Annotated in this window: 10 protein-coding genes; 3 read left to right on the forward strand and 7 right to left on the reverse strand. The window is 75.1% G+C overall.

Annotated elements, in window-relative coordinates:
* A partial coding sequence (locus tag ACW0Q9_RS08005; RefSeq protein ID WP_456179414.1) for an HTH domain-containing protein occupies positions 1-114 on the reverse strand: 114 nt, incomplete at its 3' end.
* A 91-nt stretch (positions 115-205) separates the two neighbouring features.
* Between ACW0Q9_RS08005 and ACW0Q9_RS08010 the strand changes: the two genes are divergently transcribed.
* Positions 206-724 carry a VOC family protein gene (locus ACW0Q9_RS08010; protein WP_456179378.1) on the forward strand — a complete coding sequence of 173 codons (519 nt, stop codon included), beginning with the start codon at positions 206-208 and terminating at the stop codon, positions 722-724.
* Between the two features lie 94 nt (positions 725-818).
* On the opposite strand, the gene ACW0Q9_RS08015 is transcribed toward ACW0Q9_RS08010, so the two are convergent.
* Positions 819-1556 carry a class I SAM-dependent methyltransferase gene (locus ACW0Q9_RS08015; RefSeq protein WP_456179379.1) on the reverse strand — a complete coding sequence of 246 codons (738 nt, stop codon included), beginning with the start codon at positions 1554-1556 and terminating at the stop codon, positions 819-821.
* A 55-nt stretch (positions 1557-1611) separates the two neighbouring features.
* Between ACW0Q9_RS08015 and ACW0Q9_RS08020 the strand changes: the two genes are divergently transcribed.
* A complete protein-coding gene (locus ACW0Q9_RS08020; RefSeq protein WP_456179381.1) occupies positions 1612-2130 on the forward strand; it encodes an NUDIX hydrolase in 519 nt (172 codons plus the stop codon).
* Between the two features lie 40 nt (positions 2131-2170).
* Positions 2171-3406, forward strand: a complete 1236-nt coding sequence (locus ACW0Q9_RS08025; RefSeq protein WP_456179383.1) for a hypothetical protein — start codon at positions 2171-2173, stop codon at positions 3404-3406.
* 40 nt (positions 3407-3446) lie between these two features.
* Here the strand turns inward: ACW0Q9_RS08025 and ACW0Q9_RS08030 are convergent, their stop codons facing one another.
* From ACW0Q9_RS08030 to ACW0Q9_RS08050, 5 genes are read right to left on the reverse strand one after another with little or no spacing between them, the layout of a single operon-like run.
* The gene (locus ACW0Q9_RS08030) at positions 3447-8945 is read right to left on the reverse strand and encodes an amino acid adenylation domain-containing protein (RefSeq protein WP_456179384.1); all 5499 of its coding nucleotides are present in this window, start codon (positions 8943-8945) and stop codon (positions 3447-3449) included.
* Positions 8945-12064 carry a non-ribosomal peptide synthetase gene (locus ACW0Q9_RS08035; protein ID WP_456179386.1) on the reverse strand — a complete coding sequence of 1040 codons (3120 nt, stop codon included), beginning with the start codon at positions 12062-12064 and terminating at the stop codon, positions 8945-8947. The genes ACW0Q9_RS08030 and ACW0Q9_RS08035 overlap by 1 nt, the downstream gene beginning before the upstream one ends.
* Complete coding sequence (locus tag ACW0Q9_RS08040) at positions 12061-12249, reverse strand: MbtH family protein (RefSeq protein ID WP_456179388.1); 189 nt, start codon at positions 12247-12249, stop codon at positions 12061-12063. The genes ACW0Q9_RS08035 and ACW0Q9_RS08040 overlap by 4 nt, the downstream gene beginning before the upstream one ends.
* A gap of 1 nt (position 12250) precedes the next feature.
* Positions 12251-13204, reverse strand: coding sequence for a TauD/TfdA family dioxygenase (locus tag ACW0Q9_RS08045; protein WP_456179390.1), 954 nt, complete (start codon positions 13202-13204; stop codon positions 12251-12253).
* Between the two features lie 26 nt (positions 13205-13230).
* Entirely contained in the window at positions 13231-18684 is a 5454-nt protein-coding gene (locus ACW0Q9_RS08050; RefSeq protein WP_456179392.1) for a type I polyketide synthase, read from the reverse strand.
* Between the last annotated feature and the right edge of the window lie 43 nt (positions 18685-18727).

Here is an 18727-nt window from a genome sequence, read left to right on the forward strand (position 1 = left end):
CCGCACGGTCCGGCCGGACACCCCGAGCCGCCGCGCCAGCTCGCTTCCCGACCACAGCCGGGGGGTCTGCAACAGCGACAGCAGGGACAGCAGTCGGGCACGCGCGTCGGACATGGCTGCCATTGTGCCGCTCGATTAGGACGGAAACTGACCTATACGGGCTCTACCGTGGGCGCCGTTCGCCACGACACGAGGGAGATTCGCCATGAGCAGCACCGCGCCCGCCGGGTACACGACCGCCGCGCCGTGGATCGTCACGCCGGACACCGGGCAGTTGCTGGACTTCATCGCCGCGGTGTTCGACGGGGTCGAGCTCGCGCGGGTACGGCTGGAGGACGGCACCATCGGCCACGCCGAGATCCGCGTCGGCGACACCATCCTGCTCGCGTTCGACCGGCAACCCGACTGGCCGGCCATGCCGTCGCTGCTGCGGGTCTTCGTCGCCGACGCCGACGTCGCGATGGAGCGCGCGGTCGCCGCCGGAGCCCGGGTCGTCACCGCACCGGCCACCCATGCCTTCGGTCAGCGGGGCGGCCGGGTGCGCGACCCGTTCGGCAACATCTGGTGGATCAGCGCGGTGGTCGAGGACGTCGCACCCGAGGTGGGCATGCGGCGGCTCGCCGAACCCCGGTACGCCGAGGCGATGCGCGACGCGCAGGAGACCCTGGACCGGGAGCTGAGCGGCCGCACCGACAGCGTCGTCAGCCGCCCGCTGATCGGCTGACTCGGCCGCCCGCTCCCGCGGCACCGGGTTGCCGCACGAGGCGGTGTCACGGAGCGGGACCCGCCACCTCCCGGCTGACCCGGGCGCGACCGGGTCAGCCGGGGCGGCGGGCCAGGACCAGTGTGGTGCGCAGGTCGAGCACCACGGTGCCGCCGAACCCGTCGATCGCCGCGCCGACCGCGGCGAGCACCCGCTCGCGCAGGGCCGGCGGGCGGCGCAGCTGCGGCGAGAAGGTGCCGACCAGCCGCAGGTAGGCCGCGGTGTCCAGCGGCACGTCCCGGCGGAACAGCGGCGCCCGGACGTCGGTGAAGAAACCGCTGCCGGCGATGTCGGCGCGGAACCAGCCGTCGGGCCGGTCGCCCTGGTCCCGCGGGTCGGCCGACTGGAACGCGGCCCGGATGGCCGCCGCCTGGGCGGGGTCGACGTAGCCGTAGCGGTGGCCGAGGACGGCGAGGGTGCCGCCGGGGCGCAGCGCGTCGTGCGCCCGGCGGTTGCGGGTGGCCGGGTCGAGCCAGTGCCAGGCCATGGCGCAGGCCAGCGCCGGCACGCCGCCGGCCGGCGGGCTCCACTCCTCGAAGGCCGCCGTCACCACGTCGACCTGGGGGAAGCGCTCGGCCAGCACCCGGGCCATCCGGGGATCCGGCTCGACGCAGGTGGTCGGCGCCCCGAGACCGAGGAGGGTGGCGGTGGCCAGCCCGGTGCCGGCCCCCACCTCGACCAGCAGCTCGGGCGTGCCGCCGTGGTAGGCGCGGATCGCCGCGACGATCTCGGCCGGATAGCCTGGGCGGGCCTCGGAGTAGGCGCCGGCCACCTCGCCGAACAGCTGCGACATGATCGCCATCATCGCAGGCCCGGCCGGTCGCCGCCGCCCTGACGAAGGGAGAGCCGTGGACCCGGAGCTACCCGACGACCTGCCGCTGTTCGAACGGGAGGCGGTCCGGCTGGTGGTGCTGGACGTCGCCGACCGGGTGCTGCTGTTCCACACCCGCGACCCGGACCATCCCCGGCTGGGCACCTGGTGGGAGCTGCCCGGCGGCGGGCTCGACCCCGGAGAGACCTACCTGGAGGCGGCGGTGCGGGAGCTGCGCGAGGAGGCCGGCATCGTGGTCGCTCCGGCCCAGGTGGGTGCGCCGACCTGGCGGCGGCGGGCCAGCTTCCGGCACCGGCAGCGGCGGCACCTCCAGGACGAGGTGGTGGTGGCGGTGCGGCTGCCCGGGCCGGGCCCGGACGTGGACGAGGCGGACCGGCTGGACTACGAGGTGGAGGACTACTTCGGGTTCCGCTGGTGGCCGGTGGCCGACGTGGTCGCCGAGCAACCACGCTGCTACCCGGGGCGGCTGCCGGAGCTGCTGCCGGCGTTCCTGGCCGGCCAGGAGATCGACGAGCCGTTCGAGCTGTGGTCCTGACCGGCGTGCCGTGGGCGGCGCCGGCGGGCACAGTGGAGCGGTGAATCCTCTCGACGCACCCCTGGCCCACTACGCCGAGCGGCTGCATCGCGCCGCCGGCGACGCCCACCACGTCGCCTCGCCGCTGGGCGCCTGGCTGCTGCTCGCGCTGACCGGTCCGGCGGCCGCGGGCGAGGCCCGGGCGACCCTCACCGACGCGCTCGGCACCGACGCGGACGACGCCGCCGCGGCGGCCCGCGCGCTGCTCGCCGAGCCGCACCCGCTGGTCGCCGCGGCCACCGCACTGTGGGAGCGGACACCCTTCGAGCAGTTGGCGGGCTGGCGGGCCGGCCTGCCGGAGCGCACCGAACGCGGTCCGCTGCCCGACCAGGCGGCGCTGGACGCCTGGGCCCGGGAGCGCACCGCCGGCCTGATCGAGCGGTTCCCGGTCGCCGTCACCCCGGACACCCTGCTGATCCTGGCCAGCGCGCTGTCCACCCGGGTGTCCTGGGCCGATCCGTTCCACGTGGCGTCCGCCGGGGAACTCGGGGCCGGCAGTGCCTGGGCGGGGCGGCTGCGACGGGTGCTGCGGACGCCGCCGGTGGGGCACCGCTGCTGGGTGGCGGCCACCGAGCGGGCCGGCGACGTGGCGGTGCACGCGGCGCCGGCCCGGCCGGCGGACGGCGGGGCCGGCCTGCTGGTGGTGTCGGTGGCCGCCGCCCCGGAGGTGCCCGCGGCGGACGTGCTGGCCACCGCGCAGAAGCTGGCCGCGGCGGCGGCCACCGCCCCGGACGGGGTCACGCCGGGCCGCCGGTCGCTGTTCGACCTGCCGCTGGGCGAGACGCCGCTGTGGACGCTGCGGGAGGAGCCGACCCGGACGTTCGCCCGGGACGGCCGGGAGGAGCGGGCGGCGGCGGTGCTGCCCTGCTGGTCCGCGGAGAGCCGGCACGACCTGACCCCGGCCGGGTTCGGCTTCGACGGGGCGGCGCGGGCGCTGGGCGCGCTGCTCGGGCTGGCGGAGCCGCCGTTCGAGGCGGTGCAGTCGGCGGTGGCCCGGTTCGGGCGCTACGGCTTCGAGGCCGCCGCGGTGACCGCGTTCGGCGTCGCGACCGGGATGCCGCCCGAGGGCGTGGCGCGGGTCGCGGAGCTGCGGTTCGGGCATCCGTACGCGGTGGTGGCGGTGGCCACCGACCCGGCCGGCGGGCCGTGGCACGGGCTGCCGGTCTACTCGGGGTGGGTGGCCGAGCCGGCGGAGCTGCCCGAGGAGGAGCTGGCGGACCCGCCGCGGCAGTGGTGAGCGTGGGGGCCTCCGGTTGCCGCCGGAGGCCCCCACCGGCCTAGGCGGCGACCTTCTCCCGCTCGGCGGCCGCTTCGCGCTTCGCGGCGAGCCGCCGTTCCCGCTCCTGCGCGCCGATCAGGTCGTCGGGGAGCGAGTCCTCGACCTCCAGGTCGAAGCGGCGGAGCAGGCGGATCGCGAAGCCGCCGAGGGTGATCAGGATCAGGATCAGCCCGAAGCAGACGTACGCGAAGCCGATGCCGCGGCCCGGTCCGGTGCCGATCACCGCGCCCACCGACCCGGCCAGCGCGCCGCCCGGGGCGAGCATCGGCTCGAACAGGGCGGTAGCGCCCGGCGCGAGCAGCGCGAACCCGATGGGCAGGGTGGACCAGGCGATGGTCTGGTTGAGGCTGAACACCCGGCCGTGGAAACGCTGCGGCACCTTGACCTGGACGATGGTCGCGTAGATCGACTGCGCGGTGGTCATTGCCATGGCCAGCCAGGCCATGCCCACGCAGATCATCGCCACCGAGGCGTCCAGGCCGATCAGCACGCAGCCGATCGCGGTGCCCAGGTTACCGATGAGGACGCCGATCATCCGCCGGCGGCGCGGCCCGCCCCAGAGCGACATGAGCACGCCGCCGGCCACCGCGCCGACCGCCTCGGCGAGGGCCACCTGGGCCACCTGGGTCGGGCTGCCGAAGGAGAGCACCAGCGGGGTGGCGAGCACCAGCGCGGGCGCGAGGAAGATGTTGCCCAGCGCGAAGTAGCCGAGCATCAGCCGGAAGCCCCGGTGCTGCCAGGAGTAGCGCAGGCCGTTGGCGATGGCGACCAGCAGCCGCTCCCGGGGCCGCCAGCCGAGCAGGTCGGGGAAGCGGACCACGGCCAGGGTGAGCACCGCGACCACGTAGCTGGCCACGTCGATGAGCAGGATGCCCTTCAGCTCGATCGCGGCGAGCAGGCCGGCCGCGAAGACCGGCATGAGCAGGGTGGCCACGCCGGTGGAGAGCTGGGTGATGCCCATGGCGTGGCCGAGGTAGCGCTTCGGCACGAGCTGCGGCACCGCCGACTGGAACGCGATCCGCTGGAACGATCCGGCGACCGAGCTGAGCGCGACCAGCAGGTAGATGTGCCAGAGCACCAGGTTGTCGGTCCAGAGCAGGGTGGCCAGGACCAGCTGGACGGAGCCGGCGACCGAGCTGGCCAGCATCATGATCCGCCGCCGGCTGACCCGGTCCACGATGGCGCCGGCCACCGGCAGCATGAGCACGCCGCAGATCAGCGCGAGCGCCCAGAGCAGGCCGAGGTCGGCCACCGACCCGGTCCGGTTGAACAGCCAGATCGGCAGGGCGAACGCGGTCAGCGCCGACCCGGTGCTGGAGACGAGCTGCCCGACGGTGATCGACAGGAAGCGGGCCATGCTCGGCTTGACGGTCGCCGCGGCCGGCCGGTCGGCCGCGCCGACCTGGAACCGGTCGAGCACCGCCCAGCCGGCGTCCTCGCCCCGGGCCTGGGGGCCGAGGTCGGTGACGTCCCCGGCGACCACGGCGGGGTGCACCCGGGTGACGATCTCGGCCAGCTCCTCGGCGCGGTACTTGAGGAAGAAGTGCCCGGCCTGGTCGAGGACGACAAGCCCGAGGGTGTCGCTGAGGAACTGCCACTCGGCGTACCGCTCGCGGTAGTAGTCGGTGACCGGGTCCTCGGAGCCGACCACCGAGATGATCGGGGCGCGCAGCTTCGTCGCCTGCCGGTCGAGCAGCCGGGTGAAGTACTCCTCGGAGGCACGCGAGTCGGCCCGCATGTTGCTGATGATCCGGTCGGCCTGCTCCGGGTCCAGCTCGTCGGTGTCCACACCCATCGACTTGAGCCAGCTGGCGTAGTGCTTGTTGCTGCGCAGCTGTTCGAGGCGGTTGCGGGCGGCCGCGAAGAAGCCCTTGGGGCGGGCGAACGGGAACATCGCGCCGATGTAGACGGCGTCGAGGTCCCGCCCGGCCGCCTCGACCTTGCGCGCCACCTCGGCGACGATGGCGCTGCCCACGCCGCAGTGCCCGTAGAGGGCCAGCGGCCCCTCGACCCGTTCCAGGATCTCCTCGGCCACCCGGGTGGTCAGCTCGTCGAAGGGCAACGCGTCCTCGCTGAGGCCGACGTCGTGGCCGGGGATGGCCAGCGACCACAGCGCGTGCCCGGCCGGCAGGGCGTCCGCGAGGGGCTGGTAGACGATGGCGCTGCCGCCGCCGTACGGGACGCAGACGTAGGTGAGCACCCGCTGGGCGGCCGGGATCGGCTTGGTCAGCTCGTAGAGCAGCCGGCGCGGGCCGGCCTCGGCGGCGTCGCCGGAGATGAACGCGGCCAGCTCGCGGATGGTCCGCTGCTGGAACAGGTCCATGACGCCGACCGCCCGGCCGCCCAGCTCCGCCTTGCGGATCTTCGCGACCACCTGGGTGGCGAGCATGGAGTGCCCGCCCAGGTCGAAGAAGTCGTCGTCGATGCCGAGCGTGTCGACGCCGAGCACCTCGGACCAGATGGCGGCGAGCGCCCGCTCGGTGTCGTCGCGCGGCTCGACCAGCGCCACCGACGCCTCACGGGTGACCACGGGCGCGGGCAGCGCCCTGCGGTCGAGCTTGCCGTTCGGGGTCAGCGGCAGCGCGTCGAGGGTGACGAACGCGGCCGGCACCATGTATTCCGGCAGCGTGTCCTTCAGCGCCGCCTTCAGCGCCGCGTGCTCGGCCGGCCCGACCAGGTAGGCGGTGAGCCGCTTGTCGCCGGGGCTGTCCTCGCGGACGATCACCGTGGCCTCGGTGACCCCGGGCTGCTCGCGCAGCGCGCTCTCGATCTCGCCCAGCTCGATACGCAGGCCGCGCAGCTTCACCTGGTGGTCGATCCGGCCGAGGAACTCGATGACCCCGGTCCCGTCCGGCTCGACGACCCACCGGGCCAGGTCGCCGGTGCGGTAGAGCCGGGCGCCGGGCTCGCCCGACCAGGGGTCGGGGACGAACTTCTCGGCGGTCAGCGCCGGCCGGCGGTGGTAGCCGCGGGCCAGCCCGACCCCGCCGATGTGCAGCTCCCCGGCCACACCGACCGGGCACTGCGCGCCGGCCGGGTCGAGCACGTGCAGCCGCAGGTTGGCGATGGGCGCGCCGATCGGCACGCCGGTCACCTCCGCGAGCCGGGCCGGGTCGCAGTGCCAGGCCGTGACGTCGATGGCCGCCTCGGTCGGGCCGTACAGGTTGTGCAGGCCGCACCAGGGCAGCCGGGCCGTGAAGTCGAGCGCGGAGGCCAGCGGCAGCTCCTCGCCGGAGCAGATCACCCGGCGCAGCGCGGTGGCCGCCTCGATGCCCTCCTCGGCGAGGAAGACGGTGAGCATCGACGGCACGAAGTGGGCGGTGGTGATCCGCTCGGCGACCAGCAGGTCGCGCAGGTAGCCGGCGTCCTTGTGCCCGCCGGGCTTGGCGAGCACCAGCCGGGCGCCGGTGCGCAGCGGCCAGAAGAACTCCCAGACCGAGACGTCGAAGCTGGCCGGGGTCTTCTGGAGCACCGCGTCGTCGGCACCGAGGCCGTACGTCTTCTGCATCCAGTCGAGCCGGTTGACGATGCCGCGGTGGGTGTTCGGCACGCCCTTGGGCCGGCCGGTGGAGCCGGAGGTGTAGATGACGTACGCCAGGTGCTCGGGGCCGGCGGTGGGCGTCGGGTCGGTGGCCGGCTGGTCGGCCCAGACCGTGGCGTCGTCGAGGGCGAGCACGGTGGCGGCGGTGGTCGGCAGCACGTCACGCAGGTGCTCCTGGACCAGCACCACGGGCGCGTCGGCGTCGGTCACCATGAAGGCGAGCCGGTCCGCCGGGTACTCCGGGTCCAGCGGCAGGTAGGCGCCGCCGGCCTTGAGCACGCCGAGCAGGCCGGCGACCAGCTCGACGGAGCGTTCCGCGCAGACACCGACCAGGGTCTCCGGGCCGACGCCGTCGGCGCGCAGCCGGTGCGCGATCCGGTTGGCCGCCGCGTTCAGCTCGGCGTAGGTGAGGCTGCGTCCCTCGATGGTGACGGCGACCGCGTCCGGGGTGGCGGCGGCGTGCTCCTCGATCGGGCCGTGCAGGGTCTGGGTACGCGGGAAGTCCGCGACGGTGTCGTTCCACCCGCCCAGCAGCGTCCGCTCGTCGGCGGGGAGCAGCGCCAGCCGGGACACCGGGGTCTCCGGCGCGGCCACGATGGCGGCCAGCAGGGTGGTCCACCGCCGGGCCATCCGCTCGACGGTGTCCCGGGTGAACAGGTCGGTGTTGAAGACCAGCTTGCCCCAGAGCCCGTCGACGGTCTCCACCGCGTGCAGCTCGAAGTCGAACCGGGTAGCGCGCAGCTCCATGGGGGTCCACTCGAAGCTGACCTCGTCGCTGCGGGACACCCCGCGGAACCGGCCCATCTCGTAGTTCTGCAGCACGAACATGGTCTGGAACACCGGGGAGCGGCTCACGTCGCGGGGCAGCCCCAGCTCGTGGACGACCTTGGCGAACGGCACCTCGGCGTGCTCGAAGCCGTCCAGCACGCTGCGTCGGGTGCGCTCCAGCAGCTCAGTGAAGGTGGGGTCGCCGGCCAACTCGGCGCGGAGCGGCAGCATGTTGATGAACATGCCGACCACGTTCTCCAGCTCGGGCGCGGAGCGGCCGGCCACCGAGGCGCCGACCGCGAAGTCGTCCTGGCCGGCGTGCCGGGCCAGCAGCACCTGGTACGCGGCGAGCAGCGTCATGAACAACGTGCCGCCGCTCGCCCGGGTGAGCGCGTTGAGCGCCTCGGTTTCCGCCGGGTCGAGCTGGAACTCGACGAAGTCGCCCCGGTAGGTCTGGGTGGCCGGGCGGGGCCGGTCCAGCGGGAGTTCGAGGGGGGTGATCCCGGCGAGGCGCTGCTTCCAGTAGTCGACGTGCGCCCGGGCCTGCGGGCCGTCCAGCTCGGCCGCCTCCCAGACGGCGAAGTCGCCGTACTGGACCGGCAGGGCGGGCGGCTCGCCGCCCCGGTAGAGGGTGATGAGGTCGCGCAGCAGCACGTCCACCGACCAGCCGTCGCCGACGATGTGGTGCTGGCCGAGGAAGAGCACGTGGTCGTCGACGTTCAGCCGGATCAGCAGGGCGCGCAGCAGCGGGCCGTTGGCCAGGTCGAACGGCTCGGCGGCGGCCGCGTCGACGAGCGCCTGGGCCCCGGCCTCGTCGGCTGCGTCCACGATGGTCAGGGGCACCTCGACCGAGTCCGCCACCACCACGGTCGGGCGCCCGTCGGCGTCGGCCGGGAAGCGGGTGCGCTGCGACTCGTGCCGGGCGCTGAGCGCGGCCAGGGCCGCGCGCAGCGCCTCGACGTCGAGCGGTCCGCGCACCCGCAGCGGCACCGCGATGTGGTACGCCGCCTCCCCGGGGGCGAGCTGGTCCATGAACCAGACCCGCTCCTGGGCGTAGGACAGCGGCACCTCGGCGCCGGCGGGCCGGGGGGTGATCCGGGCCGCCGGGGCGGCCTGGCGGGCGCGCAGCCGCTTGGCGATCAGCGCCTGCCGGGCCGCCTCGCGGGCCGGATCCTTCAGGTCGGTCATCAGCTGCTTTCCTCTTCCGCCGCGAGCAGCGCGGCGACCTCGCTGTCGGAGAGCCCGTCGAGTTCCGCGGCGATCCGCTGCTCGATCTGGGCGGCCAGGTCCGCCACCACGGGGCTGCTGAACAGCGCCCGCATGGGCAGGTCGACGTCCACCTCGGCGCGGATCCGGGCCATCGCCCGCATGCCGCGCAGCGAGTTGCCGCCGAGGGTGAAGAAGTCGTCCAGGGCGCCGACCTTCTCCACCTGGAGGATCTCGGCGTACACCTCGGCGACCAGGGACTCGGCCTCGGTGCGCGGCGCGACGTAGGCGTCCTCGGCCGGGGCGGCGGCGGCCGGGGCGGGCAGTGCGGCCCGGTCCAGCTTGCCGTTCGGCGTCAGCGGCAGCGCGTCGAGCCGGACCAGGGCCGCCGGCACCAGGTGCGCGGGCAGCTCGCGGACCAGTTCGGCGCGGACCGACTCCTCGTGGGCGGGGCCCACCAGGTAGCCGACCAGGGTCGGCTCGCCGGTGTCGGTGCGCACCGCGGCGGCGGCCGCCCGGACGTCCGGGTGGGCCAGCAGGGCGGCCTCCACCTCGCCCAGCTCGATCCGCATGCCGCGCACCTTGACCTGGTCGTCCCGGCGGCCCAGGTAGTCCAGGGTGCCGTCGGGCCGCCAGCGGGCCAGGTCGCCCGTGGCGTACATCCGGGCGCCGGGCGGGCCGTCGGGGCAGGGCAGGAAGCGCTCGGCGGTGAGGCCGGGGCGGCGGTGGTAGCCGCGGGCGAGCTGCGCGCCGGTGACGTACAGCTCGCCGACCACGCCCGGTGGCACCGGCTGGAGTGCGGCGTCGAGCAGCAGCGCCCGGGTGTTCCAGGTGGGCGTGCCGATCGGCACCGAACCCGGCGGGACCGGCTCGCCCGGGGCGATCCGGGCGGCCACGCAGCCCACGGTGGCCTCGGTCGGGCCGTACTCGTTGACCACCGCCACGTCGGGGTGGGCGGCCCGCCAGCCGGCGAGCTGCTCGCCGGTGAGCGCCTCGCCGCCGATCACCAGGTCGGCGGAGGGCGACAGCTCGCCGTCGAGCAGCGGCAGGTGGCTCGGGGTGACCTTCAGGAAGGACGGCCGGCCACCGGCCCGGGCGGCCGGCTCGTCGATCGCGGCGAGCCGGACCGCGCCGCCGGCGGTGAGCGTGCCGAGCAGGCCGGTGACGGTGAGGTCGAAGGAGACCGGCGAGTGCAGCAGCGCGGTGCCGGCCAGCCCCGGGTAGGTGTGCCGGGCCCAGGCCAGGTAGGCGGTCACCGCCCGGTGCTCCACCACCACGCCCTTGGGACGCCCGGTCGAGCCGGAGGTGTAGAGGACGTACGCGGGGTGCTCGGGGCGCAGCGGGGCCCGCCGGTCGGCGTCGGTCAGGTCGCCGTCCGGCTGGTCCGCGCCGAGCTCGCCGTCGAGCACCAGCGCGTCGCCGGGCACCAGGGCGGCGGTGTCCGGGGTGGCCACCACCAGGGCCGGGGCGGCGTCCTCCAGCAGGTAGGCGATCCGCCCGGCCGGGTAGCCGGTGTCCACCGGCACGTACGCGGCGCCGGACTTCAGCACCGCGAGCATCGCCACCACCAGCTCGCAGGAGCGGGGCAGGGCGAGCGCGACCCGGGTCTCCGGGCCGGCGCCGCGGGCCACCAGCAGCCGGGCCAGCCGGTTCGCGGCGGTGTTCAGCTCGGCGTAGCTCAGCGGCACGCCGTCGCAGACCAGCGCGGTGGCGTCCGGGGTGGCGGCGGCCTGCCGCTGCACCTCGTCGACCACGGTGGCCGGCGGCACCTCCCGCGCGGTGTCGTTCCAGGCGCCCAGCACCAGGTCACGCTCGTCGTCGGTGAGCAGCGGCAGCGCGGCCACCGTGCGCTCCGGGTCGGCCACGGCGGCGGTGAGCAGCCGGACGTACCGCCGCACCACCGTCTCGGCGGTGGCCCGGTCGAACAGCGCGGTCCGGTAGACCAGGCGGCACTCCCCGGCCGTGATGTCGAAGGCCAGGTCGTCCTTGGTGGTGCCCAGCTCGACCGGGTCGAGGCCGGAGTCCGGGATGTAGTTCAGCGCGGTCTGGAAGATCGGCTGCACCGACGGGTCTCGTTCCGGGTCGACCGCCTCGACGATCTTCTGGAACGGGGTGTGCCCGTGCTCCATGGCGTCGACCAGGCCGCCGCGGACCCGGCCGAGCAGCGCGGCGAAGCTCGGGTCGCCGGAGACGTCGCAGCGCAGCGCCACCGGGTTGACGAACATGCCGATCAGCGGTGCCACCTCGGGGTTCTCCCGGCCCGCGGTGGAGACGCCGACCACCACGTCGGTGTCGCCGGAGATCCGGGACAGCAGCGCCGCGAAGCCGGCCAGCAGCACCATGTACGGCGTGGCCGCCGCGCCGGCCGCCAGCTTGCCGATGCGGTCGAGGAGCCCGTCGGGCAGGTCGAAGCGCACCTCGTCGCCGGCGAAGCCGAGCTGCGCGGGGCGCGGCCGGTCCAGCGGCAGGTTGGTCACCGGCGGCGCGCCGGCCAGGTGACCGGTCCAGAAGGCGAGTTGCCGGTCCAGCTCCGCCCCGGTGAGCTGGTCGCGCTGCCAGACCGCGAAGTCGGCGTACTGGATGGGCAGCTCGGGCACGGCGGGCTCGGCGCCCGTCTGCGCGACCGCGGAGAACGCGGCGAGCTCGGTGTGGAACAGCACCGCCGAATGGCTGTCGAAGACGGCGTGGTGCACCACGAACACGAGCGCCCAGGTGCCGTCGAGGCGGATCAGCCGGGCCCGCCAGAGCGGCGGGGTGTCCAGCGGGATGGGGGTGCGGGCCAGCTCGGCCCGGATCGCCTCGAACGCGGCCCGCCGCTCGGACTCGGGCAGGTGACCCAGGTCGGTGGTGGGCAGCGGGGCCGGCTCGTGGGCCCGGACCACCTGCATCAGCGCGCCGTCGTCGACCCGCAGGTGGGTGCGGAGCGCCTCGTGCCGGGCCACCACCCGGTTGACCACGTCGCTGGCCGTGTCGGCGTCGACGCCGGCCGGGAACCGCCACGGGATGGACACGTTGAACACCGGCGAGCCGGCGTCGAGCTGGTTGGCCATCCACACCCGCTCCTGAGCGAAGGAGGCCGGGAAGGTCCACTCCTGACTCATGAGTGGGCCTCGCGGACGGAGCGGGGACGCATGTCGGTCCAGACCGTGTCGATGTGGGCCAGGCACTCCTCGCGGGTGCCGGCGAAGCCGGTGTCGTGCCAGCCCGCGGGGAGGTCCCGGTCGGCCGACCAGATCGAGTACTGCTCCTCGTCGTTGCGGACGACCAGGAATCGGGATTCGGCCATCTCAGTTCGCTCCAGGGGTGTCGGGGGTGTACGGCTCGGCCATCGCCACGGCGATCTTGCGGGGGCCGGTGAACGGCTCCCGGCCGTGCGCGGCGGTCATGTTGTCCACCACCAGCACGTCGTCGCGCTGGTAGTCGAAGCGGACCGTGGCCGCCCGGTAGGCGGCGCGCAGGTGGTCCATGACGTCGGCGGGGATCTCGCCGCCGTCGCCGTAGTAGGTGTTCGACGGCAGCCCGTCGGCGCCGAACATGGCGAGCAACCCGTCCTGGTAGTCCTTCGGCAGGGTGCTCACGTGGAAGAACGTGGCGTGGTTGAACCAGCGCGGGGTGGTCGAGCCGGGCCGGTGGTGCACCACGTCCCGCACCGCCCGGGTGCGCAGGCCGTCCTTGCCGACCCACTCGACCGTGATCCCGTTGGCCGCCGCGTACGCCTCGACCTCCGACCGGTTCTCGGTGTTGAACACCTCCTGCCAGCGGGTGCCGAAGTCGCCGTGGAAGTTGCGCACCAGCATCCAGCGCCGCCGGACGAACTCCTCGCGCACCGCGGGGTCGATCAGCTCGTACACCCGGCGCACGTCGGCGAGCGGGGTGGCGCCCCGGGTCTCCGGCGCGGTGATGCAGTAGAAGAACAGCGTCAGCGGCCAGCGCGCCTGGTAGGAGTTCTCGTTGTGCAGGAAGATCTCCTCGTCCGGCGGGTAGTCGGTCGAGGTGTACACCCGGCCCTTGATGGAGTGCCGGGGCGAGGAACGTTCGGTGTAGGTCAGCGGCTCGCCGGACAGGGCGCGGACCACCCCGTCGAAGCCGTCCACCCCGCCGACGTCGAAGCCGCGGAACAGCAGCCCGCCGTGCTCGACGAGGGTGGCCCGCAGCTCGGCGCGGCGGGCCGCGATCAGGTCGGTCAGGGCCCGGCCGTCGTTCTCGACGACCACCGGCAGCGTGGCGATCGTGTCGCTCATGATGCGGTGTCTCCTTGTTCTCGTGGTCAGGCGCGGGGCAGCCGCGGGATGGCCGGGATCGCCGCCGGCGCGGCCGGTTCGTCGGCGGGCTGGCTGACTCGCAGCTCCTCGATCCGGGCGGCCAGCCCGGCGACCGTGGGGGTCTCGAAGAGGCTGCGCATGGGCAGCCGGACCCCGGTGGCCTTGCGCATCGCGGCGATCAGCTGCACCGCGACCAGCGAGTTGCCGCCGAGGGCGAAGAAGTCGTCGTCCACGCCGACCTCGGTCACGCCGAGGCCGTCCCGCCACACCTGGGCGATGGTCTTCTCCAGCTCGGTCGAGGGCGCGGCCGAGCCCCCGCCGGCGCCGGCCGCCGCGGTGGCCGGTGCGTCGGTCTCCGCCTCCAGGCTGTCCGTGGTCACCCGGGCCGAGCGCCGCCGGATGTCGGCGACGGTGCGGGTGGCGATGACCACCTGCGCGCCCAGGCCGGCGGTGAGGCTGCGGCGGAACGCCTCGGCCCCGTCGACCGGCCGGATGTCCTCGGTGACCGGGGCCGGCGCGGCCGGGACGGCCGGCGCGTCGGTGAGGCCGCCGGTGACCGCGCCCTGGTCCACCTTGCGCAGCACGAAGTCGCTGATCGCGACCAGTTCCCGGCCCTCGGTGTCGCGCAGCGACAGGTCGGCCGCCACCACCTCGTCGGTGGCACCGGGCCGGTGCCGCAGGTGGCTGTGGAAGGTCGCCGGCAGCGCCCCGCGCACCACGATCCGGCCGTACGACAGCGGCAGGTAGGTGCCGGAGCCCTGGCCGCGGCCGAACGCGGTGGCCACGTCCAGCAGCGCCGGGTGCAGCCCCCAGGAGGGCAGGTCGCCCAGCACGTCGGCGGGCGCCTCGACCCGGGCCAGCTCCTCCCCCTCCGCCAGGTGGTGCTCGGCCAGCGCCGCCCAGCGGGGGCCGAAGGTGAGCATGCTGGTGCGGCCCCGGCCGAACGAGGCGTCGTCGTCGACCCGGCGGCCGGCGACGGTGGGCGTACCGGCCGGCGGGGCGGGCTCGGTGGTCCAGCCGGCGGCGCCGCGCACGTGGGTGCGGAGCTGGCCGGCGGCCAGGCTCGCCACGGTGAAGTCGACGCCGTCCTCGGCGGGGGTCAGCTCCACCCGGTACTGGGCGACCGTGCCGTCCGGCACCGGGAACGGCTCCAGGAAGACCACGTCGCGCAGTTCCACGGCGGCGTCCGGCCCGGGCGCGGGCAGCGCGGCGGCCACCGCGGCCCGTACCGACTCCAGGTGGGCGGTGCCCGGCACCACCGGCACCCCGCCGATCCGGTGCTCGTCGAGCAGCCAGTGGGTGGCCGCGGAGACGAGGCCGTGCAGCACGGTGCCCTCCGGGCCCACCACCTTCGTGGTGAGCACCGGGTGGTCCACCGGGCCGGTGACGGTGTCCCGGCCGGCGGCCCGGAAGGCCGCCGGCGCGCTGGTCTCCACGGCCATGCCCACCTCGGCCCAGCCGCCCCAGTTCTGCGACACCACCGGGGCGCGGAAGCCGGCGCCGGAGCGCGCCCAGGCGTCCAGGAAGGAGTTCGCCGCGCAGTAGTCGACCTGGCCGAAGCCGCCGATCACCGCGGTGATCGAGGAACAGAGCGCCACGAAGTCCAGCGGCAGGTCGCCGAAGACCTGGGCGAGAGCGAGGGTACCGGCGAGCTTCGGGGCGAGCACCCGCTCCGCCTCGGCCCGCTCCTTGATCTCGGCCATGCCGCCGCCGGGCAGGCCGGCGGCGTGCACGATGCCGTCCAGCCCGCCGAACCGCGTCTCGGCGGCCTCGCGGACGCGGCGCAGGTCGTCCGGGTCGGTGACGTCGGCGGCGAGGACCAGCACCTCGGCCCCGGCCGCCTCCATCCGGCGGATCGCCGCGATGGCCCGGCCGGCCCGGTCGGCGCCGCCGTGCACCGCCAAGTGCTCGTCCCAGCGGTCCCGCTCGGGCAGGCCGGAGCGGGCCAGCAGCACCAGCTTGGCGTGGGCCCGGCGGGCGAAGTCCTCGGCCAGGGTGACGCCGATGCCGCCGAGACCGCCGGTGATCAGGTAGCGGCCCGCCTCGCGCAGCACGCCCGGTTCGCCCTCGGCGTCCACGGTGACCTGCTCGTAGTCGGCCACCCAGCGCCGGTCGCGGCGCAGCGCCACCTCGGGGTGCGCCGGGTCGACCGGGCCGCGCAGCTCGGCCGCGAGCGCGGCGACCCCGCGCGCGGTGGTGTCCGCGTCGACCAGCCGGACGCCGAGCCCGGGCAGCTCGACCGGGAGCACCCGGGCCAGGCCGGCCAGGGTGGTGTGCTCGGGCCGGACCAGGTCGTCGCCGCGGACGTCACCGATGCCGGCGGTGACCAGGTCGAGGCGGATCCCCTCGTCGTCGGCGGTCAGCCCGGCGCCGGCGAGCGCCTGCACCAGGTGCAGCGCGCTGAAGAAGCCCCGGTTCTGGGCGGCCCAGGCGGCGGCGATGTCGGTGCCGGCCGGCTCGCCGTCGAGGGCGTACGCGTGCACGATGCGGCGGGGCAGGTCGGCGCCGAGCGCGGCGACCAGCGCCTCGTGGTCCTCCCGGACGCCGGGGCGCAGCCGGAAGCCGCTGGCGGTGGCGGCGAAGGCGTCGCCGGCGCGTACCTCGACCGGGTCGTCGCCGGCGGCGCGCAGCGCGGCGACGAGCGCCTCGCCGCGCGGGCCGTCGGCCAGCACCAGGCATCGGCCCAGCGGGACGACGGTCCGCGCCGGGGCGGCCTGCCGCCACACCGGCACCGCGAACCACTCCGGCAGCGGCCGGGGCCCGGTCTCGACCGGGGCCGCCGCCTGCTCCACCGGATCCGGGTCGACCCAGTAGCGGCGCCGCTCGAACGGGTACGTGGGCAGCGGCACCCGCCGGGCGTCGGGGTCGACGGCCAGGGTCACCGGCACCCCGGCGCACCAGAGCGCCCCGGCGCTGCCGAGCAGGGTGGCCAGGTCGCCGGTGGGCTCACCCGGCCCGGGCAGGCTGCCCAGCGGGGTCAGCTTCCGCTGCGCCTCGGACGCCTTGGCGACCTGCATCCGGGCCAGGTTCGCGAGCTGCCGGCCGGGGCCGCACTCGACAAGCGCCCAGGTGCCCTCGGCGAGCAGCGTGGCCACGCAGGCGCCGAAGCGGACCGGCCGGCGCAGGTGCGCCGCCCAGTACGCCGGGTCGGTGGCCTGCTCGCCGGTGATCCAGGTGCCGGTCACGTTGGACAGGAACGGCACGGCCGGCGGGCGCAGCGGCACGCTCGCCATCAGCGCGGTGAACTCGTCGAGGATCGGGTCCATCATCGGCGAGTGGAAGGCGTGCGAGGTGCGCAGCAGCTTGGACTTGTTCTTCCCGCCCAGGCCCGCGGCGAACTCCTCGACCAGCGCGGTCTCGCCGGCCACCACGCAGGTGCCCGGGCCGTTGACGGTGGCAACGGACAGGCCCTCGGGCAGCCGGTCGGCGACCGCCGACTCGTCCAGCGTCACGGCGAGCATCGAGCCGGCCGGCAGCGAGTGCATGAGCCGGCCCCGGGCGGCCACGACCTTCAGCGCGTCGGGCAGGGTGAGCACCCCGGCCACGGTGGCGGCGACGTACTCGCCGATGGAGTGGCCGATCATCGCGGCCGGCGCGACCCCGGCCCGCTGCCAGGCGGTGGCGAGGGCGTACTCGATCGTGAACAGGGCGGGCTGGGTGTAGCGGGTCTGGGTGAGCTTCTCCCCCGCCTCCGGGTCGCGGCCGAGGATCAGGTCCCGGATGTCCAGGCCCAGCTCGGGGCGGAGCAGCTCGGCGCACTCGTCCACGGTGGCCGCGAAGGCCCGGTCCTCGGCGTAGAGCTCGGCGCCCATGCCGGCGTACTGCGACCCCTGGCCGCTGAACAGGAGGGCGACCCGGGGGGCGGGGCCGTCGAGGACGCCGCGGTGGCCCTTGCGCTTGTCGCGCAGGGCGGCCGCCGCGGTCGGCAGGTCGGTGGCGACCACGGCGGCGCGGTGCGCGTACTGCTGGCGGCCGACGCGCAGGGTGTGCGCGACGTCGGCGAGCAGACCGTCGCCCGCGGTGCCGTTCTCCAGGTGCTCGGCGAGCCGCTTGACCGCGGTGTCCAGGGCGGTCGGGGTCTTCGCCGAGACCTGGAGCAGGTGCGCCGGGCGGACCCGCCGCTCGGTCCGGTACCCGGCCGGGGCCTCCTCCAGCACGACGTGCGCGTTGGTGCCGCCGATGCCGAACGAGCTGACCCCGGCGCGCCGCGGCCCGCCGTCGGTGTCCCACTTGGTCAGCGTGTTCGCCACGTAGAACGGGGTGTCGGCGAAGTCGATGGCCGGGTTCGGGGTCTCGTAGTTGATGGTCGGCGGGATGAGGCCGTGCTCCATGGCGAGCACCGTCTTGATCACGCTGACGATGCCGGAGGGCTGGCTGAGGTGGCCGATGTTGGACTTCACCGAGCCGATGCCGCACCAGCCCCGGTCGTCGGTGTCCTTCGTGTACACCGCGGAGAGGGCGGCGATCTCGATCGGGTCGCCGAGCGCGGTGCCGGTGCCGTGCGCCTCGACGTAACTGATGGTGCGCGGATCGATGCCGGCCAGGCCGACCGCCTGGGCGACCGCCTCCATCTGCCCGTCGATGCTGGGAGCGGTGAAGCCGACCTTCCCGGCGCCGTCGTTGTTGATGGCGTTGCCGAGCACCACGGCGCGGATGGTGTCGCCGTCGGCGATCGCGTCGGAGAGGCGCTTGAGCAGGGTGACCCCGACGCCGCTGCCCCACACCGTGCCGTTGGCCCCGGCGTCGAACGGGCGGCAGCGGCCGTCCGGCGAGGTGAAGCCGTCCATGCCGAGGTAGCCGACGTGCGGCAGCTCGATGTTCACGCCACCGGCCAGGGCCATGTCGCACTCGCCGTTGCGCAGCGCCTCGCAGGCCAGGTGGAACGCCACCAGCGATGTGGAGCAGGCGGTGTGCACGGTGAGGCTGGGCCCGCGCAGGTCGAGCCGGTAGGAGACGTTGGTGGCCACGTAGTTCGGCGAGTTGCCGGTGGCCAGGGAGACCGCGCCGTGCGGGCTGCCGCCGACCCGCTTGTTGCGCAGCACGTTGCGGTGCAGGTAGGTGTTGCCGCCGGTGCCGGCGTAGACGCCGACCGCGCCGTCGTAGCGGGCCGGGTCGTAGCCGGCGTCCTGGAGCGCGGTGTAGCAGGTCTCCAGGAACAGGCGGTGCTGCGGATCGGTGATCTCGGCCTCGCGGGCGGTCATCCCGAACAGGCCGGCGTCGAACTCGTCGTAGCCGTCGACCAGCGGGGCCCGGCTCACCCAGCCGGGGTCGTCGACCTCCTCCGGGGTGGCGCCGCGGGCGAGCTGCTCCTCGCGGGTCAGTTCGGTCACCGACTCGACGCCGTCGACCAGGTTGCGCCAGAACTCGTCGACGTCGGCCGCGCCGGGTAGGCGGGCGGCGAGTCCGACGATCGCGATCGGGTCGATGCCGTCGTCGGTGGCGGGAATGTCGTTCTGCATCCGGGTTGTCCTTAGCTCACGCGGTGCGTCGGGGAGGGGTTGC

This window comes from Micromonospora sp. I033 (assembly GCF_053890995.1).